Below are 13,172 nucleotides of genomic sequence, written 5' to 3' on the forward strand. Positions count from 1 at the left end.
TTTTGTGATGTTAATTAACGCGGTATTTGAAGGTGGAGGCGTCAAGGGAATATCGCTTGCAGGTGCTGTTCAGGGTGCTCAAGATTGTGGCATTCAGTTTAATCGGGTAGCTGGCACGTCATCCGGCTCCATTGTAGCTGCGCTGCTGGCCGCCGGTTATCGGGCCGAAGAGATGAAAGACATTATTGAGAAAACACCCTTTATTTCATTGCTGCGTCGTTCCCCCATTTTTAATACCCGATGGATCGGACCCGCAGCAAGGCTGTTCTTGAAGAAAGGACTGTATTCAGGAGAAGCGCTGGAATCATGGATTCGCAAGATGCTGGAGCAAAAAGGGATTCGCACATTCGCTGACTTGCCGCAAGGCAAGTTGCTTATAACCGCATCGGACATATCCAATGGGACCATCTTGGTGCTGCCGGACGATATTCGGCGGTTTGGCATTGATCCTGCCAAGCTGGATGTGGCAAAAGCGGTACGTATGAGTTGCAGTATTCCGTATTTTTTCGATCCGGTTGTCATACGCAAATCGCCAGTATTCTCCAAAGGGCTTCCTTTTCAAGATCAGTTCGTGTACGTAGTGGATGGTGGGTTGCTTAGCAATTTTCCGTTGTGGCTCTTCGATGGTGATCGTACGGGACAGGGGGGAGATGTTATTCCAGTCGTCGGATTCAAAATGGTGGGCAAAACGGAGGTGGAACCTGCCCGGATTAAAGGACCGCTAAGCATGCTTCAAGCCCTTGTGGAGACGATGCTCACAGCACATGATGAACGCTACATCGAACAGATTAACCGGTTTCGTACCGTGAAGATACCAACGCTTGGCATTAAACCAACACAATTTCATTTATCGTTACAGGACAGCACGGCTTTATACCGTTCAGGTGTTACCGCAGGAAGCGAATTTTTCAACGGGTGGAATATGAAAATGTATGATGAACAGCTGGACAAACAAAGAAAAGAATTACGCAAGAAACAAGCAGAAGCTCCACCGCTGATTCCTGTATAAACGTGAAAAAAGCAATTCTCCGCATGGGGAGAATTGCTTTTTGTATATTCAGTAACTTTTAGTGATATTTCGGTATATCTTCATCGCTTTTCCCTTTTTGCCCCTGAATCACCTGGAAAGGATAATCCTTGCGTTTCTTTGAAGAACCGCTGCTCTTTCTGGCACTGGACTGTGCATTGACTTTCGCCATGGTTCGTGCGGATGGTTTAATCTTTGGTGATTTGGTTTTGCTTGCCCAGCGACGAGGCGGATATCTGTACAGCAGGAATACGGCTCCGAACACGACCAGAGGAATAATGATCCTGGATGGACTAGCATTTCCCAGCCAAGTCAAGACTCCAACAGCAGCTAGTGCGATGAACGTCCAAAATAAGATTGCCTGCTTGTTCATATCATTCACCCTTTCACAGGATCGAGTGTTGCAACAGGTACTTCTGATGTAGCAGAGACATTGGCAAGCTTGGCATCCAACTCACGCATACGGTTAAACGAAGCAATGGATACTTCTACCTGTTCGTTGGTCGGTTCTTTTGTTGTCAGCAATTGCAGCCACAATCCCGGATAGCCGAGATAACGCAGTACAGGAATATCGCGTACAGAATTCGTGAGCTTTAACAGTTCAAAAGAAATGCCTAGCACAACTGGCAATAACAACAGACGCTGACCCATACGTTCCCAGAGGTTATCGTACGTGAAGAGGGAGTATAGAAACACGCCAATAATGACAGTCAACATGATGAAGCTGCTTCCGCAGCGGTAGTGCAGACGGCTGTACTTTTGCACGTTCTCCGGTGTCAGTTCTTCACCAGCTTCATGTGCGCTAATGACTTTGTGTTCCGCTCCATGATACTGGAAGAGACGTTTAATCATCGGCGTCTGTGAGATTAACCACAGATAGGCCAGTAACAGGATCAGCTTAATGCCGCCTTCCAGTAAATTATGCAAAAACTGATTGTCGAATGCATTTTTGAATAGAAAATTCTCGATAACAACAGGAAGCAATGTGAGCACAACTTTACCAAAAAGGAATGAGAGGATAGCTACGGCGGTCACACCAATGATCATGCTAAGGCTCCACCCCGAACCTTCTTTCTCTTTTTGCTTGGCTTTCTCTTCCGGTTCCAGTTCATCATCAGCATAGGCGTCAGCAGAATAATTGAGATGTCTGCTACCTTTGACACTTGAATCTATAATGCTGACAATTCCGCGTAATAAAGGAATCCGCCGCAATTTCGTGACCCAGGACTTGTCTTGCTTGGGAACTTCCAGATACGTAATTTCGCCGTCTTTTCTACGAACAGCTGTAACGTTGACATGTTTCCCACCAAACATTACGCCTTCAATGACAGCTTGCCCCCCATAGCTGACAGGCTTGGATTGTTGAGGCAAATTATTCACCTTCCTATTCTGTTCTTGGCCTTCGCAATCAAAGGCAGTTTAATAACCCTATTGTATCGAATTTTAAGACCAATTTCTAGTTTGTGAGTCAAAGCTTGAAGGATGTTGTTAAGATTGTCCTGTTTTGAACATACTACCTCGTAGAATCAGACAGGAAATTCGGGGCAGAACGCGGGATTATCAACTGAATGAAGGAGAATATCGATGACAGAACGTACGCATGAAGATACATCACATCATGAAGGTCAACGACCGAGAGAACGGCAGCCAAAAGACAGGGGCAGGCGCCCTACCCAGAGGCAGGGTCAAGCGCACTACTATACCAAGCCATTTTCCTTTGCTTTGGAGCTTGGTTTCTTTGCAGGTCTAATCTGGGGAGGGCTACACTGGCTATTCTACCTGTTGCACTTTACGATTGTGCCTGTAGGATTTCTCGCAGAGCCTTTTTTCAAACATCAATATATATATACCGCAGCAGGGCATTTGACAGGGTGGCTGTTTTTTATTGTCTTTTCGGTCTTGGCTTCCTTGCTCTACACGTTTACGATTAGAAAATTGAAAGGGCCGTTACCCGGCATGGTGTATGGACTTGTCTGGTGGCTGATTCTCTTTGTACTGGTCGGACCAAAACTGGGAATGATGAAGCCTTTGAAGGGTTTAACATGGGATTCCATCATCACGGAAATCTGCTTCTTTTTGCTATGGGGGCTGTTCATTGGATACACGGTAGCCATGGAGTACACGGATGAACGCAAACGCGAGCCAGAGCAAGCAGGGGCATAGCGCAAAAAAGCTTCTCAATCCGGCAATGCCTGTGTTAAAATAGCAGATGGTTATTTGCAGAGAGGGTGGAGCAGCGATGAAACGAATTATTGTGATCAATGGTCCGAACCTGAACATGCTTGGCGTACGCGAACCAGGCATCTATGGAACGCTTAGTCTGAAGGATATTGAGGACAAAATTCGCAGACAGGCTGATGAACTTGGCGTCTCCATCGCTTTTTATCAATCGAACCATGAAGGGGATATCATTGATCGTATTCATGCAGCGATGGGCGAAGCAGACGGAATGATATTGAATGCCGGAGCATTTACTCATTATAGCTATGCTATACGTGATGCAATCAATGCTGTAAAAGTCCCTACAGTGGAAGTACATCTATCCAACATTCATGCACGCGAAGCGTTCAGACATCATTCAGTGATTGCAGCGGAAACAATCGGGCAGATTGCCGGATTTGGCGAAGTAAGCTATGAACTGGGATTGCTGGCTCTTGTGCGTCATCTGGACAAACAAACCTGAGCCGGGAACCCGGGAATGTGAGAGAAAGAAGGGTTACCGATGGAAAACAAACGAGTTAATAAATTGCGTGAAGCCATGCGTGAGCGTGAACTCAGAGCAATGCTGATTACAAACCCGATTAACCGTCGTTATATGACGGGTTTTACAGGCTCGGCGGGATATGTGCTGATTACGGAACAGGATGCTTTCTTGTTGACTGATTTCCGTTACATGGCTCAAGCGCCTCAGCAAGCCAAAGGATTCACTGTTGTGGAGCATGGAGCTAAGCCGATGGATACGGTGCGCGAACTGCTTGCGTCCGCGAATATCAAAGAAGTAGGCTTCGAGCAGGATAGTGTTACATTCGGCACGCACTCTGCTTATGCTGAAGCACTTCAATCTATTGAACTGAAAGCTGTATCCGGGATTGTGGAACAACTTCGCATGTTCAAGGATGAAGACGAGATCGCGGTCATGCAGAGAGCGGCAGATCTGGCAGATGCCACATTCAGCCACGTTTTGCAGTTTGCAAAACCAGGCATGACGGAGCGGGAAGTGGATCTGGAGATGGAGTTTTTCATGCGCAAACATGGAGCAACGTCCTCTTCGTTTGACACCATTGTAGCATCGGGTGAACGTTCTGCTATGCCTCACGGGGTAGCGAGCAGCAAGGCTATCGGGCAAAATGAGTTAATTACATTTGACTTTGGTGCACTTTTGGACGGATACTGTTCAGATCTGACACGTACCATTGCAACAGGTACACCTGTACCTGAACTGCGCAAAATTTATGACATTGTACTGGAAGCTCAGTTACATACGCTGGAGAACCTGAAACCGGGCATGACCGGACGGGAAGCAGATGCATTGGCTCGTGATATCATTGCAGGTCACGGATACGGAGATCAATTCGGACACAGCACAGGCCACGGTCTGGGTATGGAAGTTCACGAAGCTCCTCGTTTGTCCAAGCTTAGCGACGATGTATTGAAACCGGGTATGGTTGTTACCGTTGAACCGGGTATATATATTGATGGGCTTGGCGGCGTGCGTATCGAGGATGACGTAGTGATTACCGAGACGGGTATTCATATTCTCACGAAGTCGGACAAGAAGTTCACCGTAATCGGCTAAATTACAGCCACAAGGGATATAAGACGATTTTTAATATAAAGGTACAGGTTATTGCTGAATGTTTTGGACCATATGCAAAAGTAGTGAAGGGAGCGGAATCGATTCTGAAGAAGCGAAGCGCTCGCCTTTTTCTCCTCATTTTAAACCTTATTAAAATCTAGTCGGGAAAATGAGGAGACAACAGCGATCGGAGGAACGATTCGAACCCGTAACGGTCACATCGCACATGGTCATCAATTCAGAATAAACCCACCTTTACATTAACCCATCGTCTTATATCACCTACTTTTCAACCATATCAGGAGGGATTTTTTGTGATTTCAGTAAACGATTTTAAAACAGGCTTGACCGTGCAAGTAGACAACGATATCTATACCGTGCTTGATTTCCAACACGTTAAACCAGGTAAAGGCGCTGCCTTCGTACGTTCCAAATTGAAAAACCTGCGTAATGGTAACACCGTTGAAAAAACATTCCGCGCAGGCGAAACCATTGGTCGTGCCATCATCGAAAACCGCGGCGTATCCTATCTGTATGCGAGTGGTACAGAGCACACGTTCATGGATAACGAAACTTATGATCAGTTCACATTGACTAGTGATCAACTGGAATGGGAATTGAACTTCCTGAAAGAAAACATGGTCGTTAAAATCGTTAGCTACCAAGGTGAAATCCTCGGAATCGACTTGCCAACAAGCGTTGAGTTGAAAGTCATCGAGACTGAGCCAAGTGTTAAAGGTAACACTGCACAAGGCGCTACCAAAAATGCCAAAGTGGAAACAGGCTTGAACGTACAGGTTCCTTTGTTCATTAACGAAGGTGACGTTCTCCTGATTGACACACGTGAAGGTAAATACTCTTCCCGTGCGTAACTTTCACAAGCTGTAAGCTAATAAACGGTATTAACAACCCTTTGCCATTCCTTTGGCAGAGGGTTTTTTTCGAAAAAAGATTAGCCTATCAGACGCTTTCGTAATATACTGGGTTAAAGTCATTTCTCGTAGAGAATAATGACGATGGACATCAATTATGCATACTGCACAAGGTAGGGAGTGGATTTGCGTTGTCATTGTACGTCATGAAATTTGGGGGCAGCTCGGTCGGAGATACAGAACGCATGAAGCGTGTAGCCGGACGTGTTGTAGAAAAAGCGGATGAAGGACATCGGTGTGTAGTCGTGGTTTCGGCCATGGGGGATACAACAGATGATTTGATTGATCAGGCAAAACAACTGAATAGTGAGCTGCCTGCTCGTGAGATGGATATGCTCTTAACCACAGGAGAACAGATTTCGATCTCTTTGTTATCCATGGCTATTCAAGCGCTTGGGCGCAAGGCAGTATCGTTTACAGGCTGGCAAGCGGGTTTCCGCACAGAGCCAGTTCATGGAAAAGCACGTATTCATGATATTCATCCAGACCGTGTGAATGCAGCACTTGCTGAAGGCAACATCGTTATTGTTGCAGGCTTCCAGGGCATGACGGAAGACGGCGAGATCACAACATTGGGTCGTGGTGGTTCGGATACTACAGCGGTAGCGCTGGCAGCAGCCATTAAGGCTGATGCGTGTGAGATCTATACGGATGTAGACGGAATATATTCTACGGACCCGCGGATCGTTAAGGTAGCGCGCAAGTTGAAGGAAATATCGTACGACGAAATGCTGGAGCTCGCTAATTTGGGGGCAGCGGTGCTGCATCCGCGTGCTGTAGAGTACGCGAAGCATTCCGGTGTACCTTTAATTGTAAGATCCAGCTTTAACCATAATGAAGGAACGGTTGTGAAGGAGGAAGCAGCAATGGAACAAGGCGTAGTGGTTAGTGGAATTGCCTATGACAAAAATGTGGCTCGCATCAGTATTTTGGGTGTGCCGGATGTACCAGGAGTTCTGGCCGAAGTATTTGGTGCACTTGCGGCAAATCAGCTGGATGTGGACATTATCGTTCAGAGCGGAGTGATGGATGGAAAAGCGGACTTTTCTTTCTCTGTGGCGCTGTCTGATCGTGAGAACGCATTGCGTGTCATTGAAGGCCTTCACAGCCGTTTGCCTTACCGTGAAGTCACATCAGAGGAGAACCTCGTTAAAATCTCCATTGTTGGTGCAGGCATGGTCAGTCACCCAGGTGTAGCTGCGAAGATGTTCAAAGTCATCTCCGCTGAAGGCGTGAGCATCAAAATGGTGAGTACTTCGGAGATCAAAGTATCTTGTGTTATTGATGGAGATAAGCTGCATGACGTCATTAAGGCATTGCATACAGCATATGATCTCGACACTGCCGAGCAAGCCGTTATCGGTGGACCACAAGATCGCAGATAAGTTGTTTCTGTGTATATAAATTAGCAAAGGTGTACTGTTGCCAACGGGCAGCAGTACACCTTTTTTTTGTTTTACTCATCGCCATTCTCACATTAACTTGAACATCTTCCCCCCACGTATGCCTCTATAAGGTTGCATGCGGTTCCCCTCCCCCATCTCGGGAACGCAATCCAGCAGGTTTAATTGAGAACAATACGATATATCATGAACTCTGCCTAACTTTTCAAGCCTCCGTCCGCTAACCGATTTTTGCACCAGATCCGGGATGCTCTCCTGTTTTTGGGATACCGCTTGATGAAGCACTGTGCCGAGATCGTTTAGTTGGAGGGGAGAACAGGATTGACGGTGCAGTTCATCGATGATACATCCGGCACATAAAGCGTCCTCCAGTGCAAATTCATCCTGGTTCCCCGCACATAACAGCAATACATCTCGTTGAAGTTCACATAGAACTGCTGCAACAGCCTGCACATTGAGGAATGAACCAGCGAATACATGTTTCCCCTTGGAAGCCTTGATCAAAGCTCGGGTTCCATCGGTTGTGGTTAGAATAATGGTTTTATCTGCAATGCCTGCGGTCATATATTCATAGGGGGAATTTCCCACCTCAAATCCGGTGATTTTTTTGTCAAAACGCTCTCCGCCTCGAATGCAATCTTTCACTTCCATTTGTTTGGCTTGTGGAACCGTCTCTACGGCAATCACAGCCGAAGCGTCATACGCCAGAGCCGTAACAATTGTACTGGTCGTACACAATACATCAATGACAACTGCACTTCGCCCTGCAATATCAATGGTACGTACTTCATTCACATTGCCAACGACATCGACTCGCACTCCCCACAGCTCCTTTCTGTATCTGGGGATCGGTAGTTCTGTTTTGAACCCGAATGGAACTTACCTATCTGCCATTACTGTATGCATGCGCATCTAGACGGGTGCCTAGAACAGAAGGTGGATCTATGCTTTCAACTCTCAACCGTATTCTGAAGAATTGATAGATTTCAGCGTCATAAATTAAATGTACAGGCATAAACTTGAGATATGAACAAGCGCCAGAAGCGTGAACCAAATGATCTCAAGGTTGGAGGAGCCTACTCATGAAGGTGAACTGGAAGGAACTTTTTCCGGAACCGATTCGAACCATTCTCGGAAGGATGCCACCCGCTCTATTGGAACAAGTGGAGGAAGTACGTATTCGTGAAGGCAGACCCCTGGAGATTAATGCAGACAACACATACCACTTCCTGACACCTCAAGGTTGTCCGACCGGGAATCCTGATGAAGCGTATGTCCCTCAGAAAGAAGTGACCCACAGGTTGCTGGATCTGATCAGTAATCATTCACTTTATACATTGGAAGAGGAGCTGCGCAAAGGGTTCATCACCATACCTGGCGGACATCGAATCGGACTTGCTGGCCGGACGGTACTAAGTGATGGGCGTGTTGAATACTTGCGCGACATCAACGGGTTTAACGTTCGGATAGCCCGTGAGGTACATGGAGTGGCTGATCGTATCCTTCCTTACCTTCTCGACATGAAGAGCGGACAGGTCCTGCACACGTTAATCCTGTCACCACCACAACAAGGAAAAACGACGTTGCTGCGAGATCTGGCGAGACAAATTAGCAGTGGTACAAAGCTTACAGGGGGCAATGAACTGGTTCAAGGCATTCGTCCACGTCTGAAAGTAGGCATTGTGGATGAAAGGTCCGAAATCGCTGGTAGCTACAAAGGAGTACCTGGCTTCGACGTAGGTCCCCGAACTGATGTGATGGACGGTTGTCCGAAGGCTGAGGGCATGATGATGATGCTTCGATCCATGTCGCCCGATGTCCTGATTGTGGACGAGATCGGTCGCCCGGAGGATGCTGAGGCGGTGATGGAAGCCCTGCATGCAGGAGTCTCTGTGATCGCGACTGCTCATGGCCGTGACCTGTCGGAGCTGTCGGCCAGACCCGCCCTCAGAACCTTAATTACAGAACAGATGTTTCAACGTTATGTCCAGCTGCAACGGACGAGCCGGGGCATGACCTTTCGGCTGGCTGATGGCAAAATGCGTGGGTTGCAGCAGAGCGGGGCAGGAGGTGAAGGATTTGGTTAACATGCTTGGTGCGGTAATCATTCTATTAGCCAGCACCCTCGCCGGTTTTTACAAGGCCAGACAGTATGCATTAAGACCGAGACAGTTGCGCGAACTCATTGCGGCCCTCCAGCGACTAATGACGGAGATTAACTATGGGCTCACTCCACTTCCCGATGCCATGGGCAAGATGGGAGCCCAGACCAAAGAACCTGTTAAGACGCTGTTCCTTCATGCAGCCACACAGATGGAACCTCCCCATGGACTCACCGCCCGCGAAAGTCTGCAGTCAGGCGTGGATGTGGCATGGGGAAGATCAGCCATGAAGGCTGACGAGCGTGAGGTCATGATGCAATTAAGCTTCAGCCTTGGCACAAGTGACCGTCAGGATCAGACCAAACATATATCGTTAGCCATTCAACAACTAATGCATGAGGAATCCCGTGCTCAGGCGGATCAAATGAAATATGAACGAATGAGCCGAAGCCTCGGGATGCTTGTCGGAGCGTTAATCGTCATTCTGATCTTCTGAAATAGCCGGGATAGTGAGGTGCCAAGGTCATGAATCTAGAAGTGAACGCAATCTTTCAAATTGCGGGTATCGGAATCATCATTGCCATGATTCACACGGTACTGAAACAAATGGGAAAGGAAGATATGGCTCACTGGGTGACCGTAATCGGATTTGTCGTTGTATTGTTCATGGTGGTCCGTATGTTGGACAGCCTGCTGCAAGAGATCAAATCGATATTTCTTTTTCAATGAAAAACGGTCATAAAGCCGGATGGTGGTGACCTGTGGAAATTATACAAGTTGTAGGTTTGGCGCTCATCGCAACAGTACTCATTCTGGTCATTAAGGAACAGAAACCGATGTTTGCCTTTCTGATTGCAGCCGCGACCGGCATTGTCATCTTCATGTTGTTGATTGGCAAAATCGGTGCAGTCATCGAAGTGTTGAAGCGGCTTGCCGAGAACTCAGGCATGGAAAGTATCTATCTGAAAACGGTGCTGAAAATTATTGGCATAGCGTACATTGCTGAATTTGGAGCGCAGATTGTCAGGGATGCAGGTCAGGAGAGCATTGCGTCCAAGATTGAACTGGCCGGTAAGGTATTGATCCTTGTACTTGCTATACCGATCATCAGCATTATTATCGAAACCGTCATGAAGCTGATGCCGGTGTAGAAGGGGTGTGCGGACTTATATGAAATTAATGCATCATAAGCCGCAGTGGCGCCTTACGGTTGTGCTGATGCTCTGTTTTCTGTTCGGAGTCCTGGGACAGGTGACTGCAAGTGCACCTTCCGGTGAGTGGATGGAGCAACAGGCGGATCAGCTTCCCAAGGATCAGGTGGAGAAATACTGGGACCAACTGATGCAACAATACGGTGGTTTCTTCCCGGATGGGAAGACCCCTTCCTTCATGGATATGTTAATCCCCGGCAATGAAGGGTTCAGCCTGAAATCGGTGTTTGTAGCCATAGGCACCTTCATGCTGCATGAAATTTTATATAATGGCAAGCTTCTGGTCACGATTGTGATGTTAAGCGTACTCAGCATGATTCTGGAGACCCTTCAGACCGCATTTGAGAAAAATAATATTAGCAAAATCGCCTATTCCATCTGTTATATGGTCATCATCATCATTGCAATCAACAGCTTCAGTGTGGCGATTGGATACGCCAAGGATGCCATTACCGGCATGATCAACTTCATGATGGCCATGGTTCCCTTGTTATTCACACTGCTCGCGTCCATGGGGAATGTCATCACCGTCTCCGTGACCCATCCACTCATCATTTTCATGATTCATCTGGTGAGTACATTGATTCACTTGCTGGTATTCCCGTTACTCTTCTTCTCAGCTGTTCTGCATCTCGTCAGTTCATTGTCTGACAAGTACAAGCTGACACAGCTGGCAGACCTCCTGCGCAATATTAGTGTGGCATTGCTGGGTATCCTGTTGACCATGTTTTTGGGCGTAATCTCGGTTCAGGGGGCATCGGGTTCCGTAGCGGATGGAGTCAGCCTGAAGGCCGCCAAGTACATCGCAGGTAACTTTGTCCCTGTTGTGGGCAGAACATTTGCGGATGCGACGGATACGGTCATTACAGCTTCTCTACTGGTGAAAAATGCAATTGGACTCACCGGGGTGATCATCATTTTGTTTCTATGTGCCTTTCCGGCACTCAAGATCCTGGCTCTTGCCTTGATATACAACGTAACGGGAGCCATCATGCAACCGCTAGGAGACACCCCGATTGTAGGATGCCTGCAGGCCATTGGTAAGAGCATGATTTATGTATTTGCGGCGCTCGCAGCCGTCGGACTGATGTTTTTCCTGGCAATTACCATCCTGCTGACCGCGGGCAATCTGACTGTCATGATGCGCTGAATGTATGTTGGCAAGAAAGGGGATGGAAAGGATGGGGTGGCTGAGCAACTGGCTCCAGGAATTGATTATGATCGTTCTGCTGGCGACTTTCGTGGATATGCTATTGCCGAATCGATCCATGGAACGTTACGTCAAGCTTGTGCTGAGCCTTCTCATCCTGCTGACCCTTTTATCACCCATAACCAAGCTGCTCAAAAGTGATCCGGTTGGCGAACTGAAACGGGCAATGTCGGCAATGGATGCTCCATCGGATGGGAATGCAACACTTGAACAGATTTTGGCTCAGGGAAAACGACTGCAAGCGGGTGAACAGGAACAATCCCTGCAATGGACAGCAAAAGAACTGGCTAATGTCATGAAAGGCCAGATTGAAGAAACCACAGGAGCGAGGGTTCGATCCGTAGAGGTACAGCTAGCAATGAGTAAATATGAAACCGAGATGGAAGCTGCCTCATCCGTCGAACTGCCTGTGATCCAGCGTGTGTTGGTTGAGATGGCAGGAGAGGACGCAGGAAGTGAAGTGAAAGCTACACAGCAAGAAGTCGCTGTAAATACACAACCCATATTCGGTACAGACACAGCAACCGACAAGGATAAGTCATCTCAAATGCAGCAGCCCATCCAGATCAGTCAGATTGAAGTACCTGATGTACAGATTGATGTAAATAAAGGACAGCGTGATGGAAATGAAGCGTCTTCCGAGCCTGTTATACGTGATCAAGCAGATGAAACTAAGCAACAAGGTGAGACATCCACAAGGTCTGAACATGCAGTGCAGATTATTACCTTGTTGACTGAAAAGTGGGATGTTGATGCAAATAAAGTTCAAGTGACAGAACCGAAAAGTGCTGAAGTGCTCTGAGAAGGAGGGTATCCGATGAAACAATGGTTCAAAAAGATGGAAACCTGGATGGGTGGCGGAGAGGGTGGGGCAAGGCGGAGTCAAACCTTCCGTTGGCTGATTATCCTTGGTTTGATCGGCGTGGGAATCATGCTGTTCAATTCCTTTGTCAATGTCAAAAAAATTGATTCCGAAAATATCGGTCGGGAACCACCGGACCCGGCAACATCCATGGCATCCATACAGAGTGATCCGTCGGAACAGAATCCTTTTCAGGCGATCGAAATTGCATTTGAAGACAAAATCAAAGGTGTGTTGGAAAACATCGTTGGTGTGGGGACAGTTGATGTGATGGTTACCGTGGACTCCACAGAAGAACTGGTCGTTCAGCGGAACGTTAAGGATTCTCAGCAACTTACCGAAGAAACGGATGCCAGCGGGGGCAAACGACATATGACGCAATACACCCGTGATGGTGAGATTATTACGTACGAAATATCAGGGGATCAGACACCCATAGTGACCAAAAAGCTCAAACCGCAGATCCGTGGTGTGCTTGTGGTTGCGAGGGGTGCAGAGAACAAGGTTGTGAAGGACCTGATAACCGATGCTGTAGAAAAAGGACTGAATGTGGCAGCCTACCGGATCTCGGTTGTACCACGCAAACAAGACTAATTTGGTTTGTTGAATCACAAGATTCAATTCTCATA

Annotated in this window: 16 protein-coding genes; 13 read left to right on the forward strand and 3 right to left on the reverse strand. The window is 47.4% G+C overall.

Annotated features, from left to right (window positions below):
* The first annotated feature begins 7 nt into the window (after nt 1–7).
* Entirely contained in the window at nt 8–1,009 is a 1,002-nt protein-coding gene (locus tag ACX9NY_RS03805; RefSeq protein WP_339235504.1) for a patatin-like phospholipase family protein, read from the forward strand.
* Nucleotides 1,010–1,067: 58 nt separating this feature from the next.
* On the opposite strand, the gene ACX9NY_RS03810 is transcribed toward ACX9NY_RS03805, so the two are convergent.
* Together ACX9NY_RS03810 and ACX9NY_RS03815 are read right to left on the reverse strand one after the other, a co-directional pair.
* Complete coding sequence (locus tag ACX9NY_RS03810) at nt 1,068–1,400, reverse strand: hypothetical protein (protein WP_339235501.1); 333 nt, start codon at nt 1,398–1,400, stop codon at nt 1,068–1,070.
* Between the two features lie 5 nt (nt 1,401–1,405).
* The gene (locus tag ACX9NY_RS03815) at nt 1,406–2,398 is read right to left on the reverse strand and encodes a DUF1385 domain-containing protein (protein WP_062835280.1); all 993 of its coding nucleotides are present in this window, start codon (nt 2,396–2,398) and stop codon (nt 1,406–1,408) included.
* 213 nt (nt 2,399–2,611) lie between these two features.
* Here ACX9NY_RS03815 and ACX9NY_RS03820 point away from each other — a divergent pair, with 213 nt between their 5' ends.
* From ACX9NY_RS03820 to ACX9NY_RS03840, 5 genes are all read left to right on the forward strand, one after another.
* Complete coding sequence (locus tag ACX9NY_RS03820; RefSeq protein WP_339235499.1) at nt 2,612–3,190, forward strand: YqhR family membrane protein; 579 nt, start codon at nt 2,612–2,614, stop codon at nt 3,188–3,190.
* A 76-nt stretch (nt 3,191–3,266) separates the two neighbouring features.
* Nucleotides 3,267–3,710 (forward strand): type II 3-dehydroquinate dehydratase, encoded by a 444-nt coding sequence (gene aroQ / locus ACX9NY_RS03825; protein ID WP_339235497.1) that lies wholly within the window; start codon nt 3,267–3,269, stop codon nt 3,708–3,710.
* 39 nt (nt 3,711–3,749) lie between these two features.
* Nucleotides 3,750–4,823 (forward strand): M24 family metallopeptidase, encoded by a 1,074-nt coding sequence (locus ACX9NY_RS03830; protein ID WP_339235494.1) that lies wholly within the window; start codon nt 3,750–3,752, stop codon nt 4,821–4,823.
* A gap of 314 nt (nt 4,824–5,137) precedes the next feature.
* Complete coding sequence (efp, locus tag ACX9NY_RS03835; RefSeq protein WP_017687580.1) at nt 5,138–5,695, forward strand: elongation factor P; 558 nt, start codon at nt 5,138–5,140, stop codon at nt 5,693–5,695.
* A 191-nt stretch (nt 5,696–5,886) separates the two neighbouring features.
* Nucleotides 5,887–7,140: an aspartate kinase gene (locus ACX9NY_RS03840; RefSeq protein WP_339235492.1), complete on the forward strand. Its 1,254-nt coding sequence runs from the start codon at nt 5,887–5,889 to the stop codon at nt 7,138–7,140.
* Between the two features lie 87 nt (nt 7,141–7,227).
* On the opposite strand, the gene ACX9NY_RS03845 is transcribed toward ACX9NY_RS03840, so the two are convergent.
* The gene (locus tag ACX9NY_RS03845; protein WP_339235489.1) at nt 7,228–7,977 is read right to left on the reverse strand and encodes a 2-phosphosulfolactate phosphatase; all 750 of its coding nucleotides are present in this window, start codon (nt 7,975–7,977) and stop codon (nt 7,228–7,230) included.
* Between the two features lie 263 nt (nt 7,978–8,240).
* Between ACX9NY_RS03845 and spoIIIAA the strand changes: the two genes are divergently transcribed.
* Genes spoIIIAA through spoIIIAG form a run of 7 tightly spaced genes read left to right on the forward strand, consistent with a single transcriptional unit; the run spans nt 8,241 to nt 13,137 of the window.
* Entirely contained in the window at nt 8,241–9,245 is a 1,005-nt protein-coding gene (gene spoIIIAA / locus ACX9NY_RS03850) for a stage III sporulation protein AA (RefSeq protein ID WP_339235487.1), read from the forward strand.
* Nucleotides 9,238–9,756, forward strand: coding sequence for a stage III sporulation protein SpoIIIAB (spoIIIAB, locus tag ACX9NY_RS03855; protein WP_339235486.1), 519 nt, complete (start codon nt 9,238–9,240; stop codon nt 9,754–9,756). Before spoIIIAA ends, spoIIIAB begins: the two co-directional genes overlap by 8 nt.
* Before the next feature lie 29 nt (nt 9,757–9,785).
* A complete protein-coding gene (gene spoIIIAC / locus ACX9NY_RS03860; RefSeq protein ID WP_017687585.1) occupies nt 9,786–9,989 on the forward strand; it encodes a stage III sporulation protein AC in 204 nt (67 codons plus the stop codon).
* Between the two features lie 32 nt (nt 9,990–10,021).
* Nucleotides 10,022–10,411: a stage III sporulation protein AD gene (spoIIIAD, locus tag ACX9NY_RS03865; RefSeq protein ID WP_017687586.1), complete on the forward strand. Its 390-nt coding sequence runs from the start codon at nt 10,022–10,024 to the stop codon at nt 10,409–10,411.
* Between the two features lie 19 nt (nt 10,412–10,430).
* Nucleotides 10,431–11,621, forward strand: coding sequence for a stage III sporulation protein AE (spoIIIAE, locus tag ACX9NY_RS03870; RefSeq protein WP_339235484.1), 1,191 nt, complete (start codon nt 10,431–10,433; stop codon nt 11,619–11,621).
* Nucleotides 11,622–11,652: 31 nt separating this feature from the next.
* Nucleotides 11,653–12,483 carry a stage III sporulation protein AF gene (gene spoIIIAF / locus ACX9NY_RS03875; RefSeq protein WP_339235481.1) on the forward strand — a complete coding sequence of 277 codons (831 nt, stop codon included), beginning with the start codon at nt 11,653–11,655 and terminating at the stop codon, nt 12,481–12,483.
* Between the two features lie 15 nt (nt 12,484–12,498).
* The gene (gene spoIIIAG / locus ACX9NY_RS03880; protein WP_017687589.1) at nt 12,499–13,137 is read left to right on the forward strand and encodes a stage III sporulation protein AG; all 639 of its coding nucleotides are present in this window, start codon (nt 12,499–12,501) and stop codon (nt 13,135–13,137) included.
* Nucleotides 13,138–13,172: the final 35 nt, after the last annotated feature.

Source organism: Paenibacillus sp. CB74 (assembly GCF_055687625.1).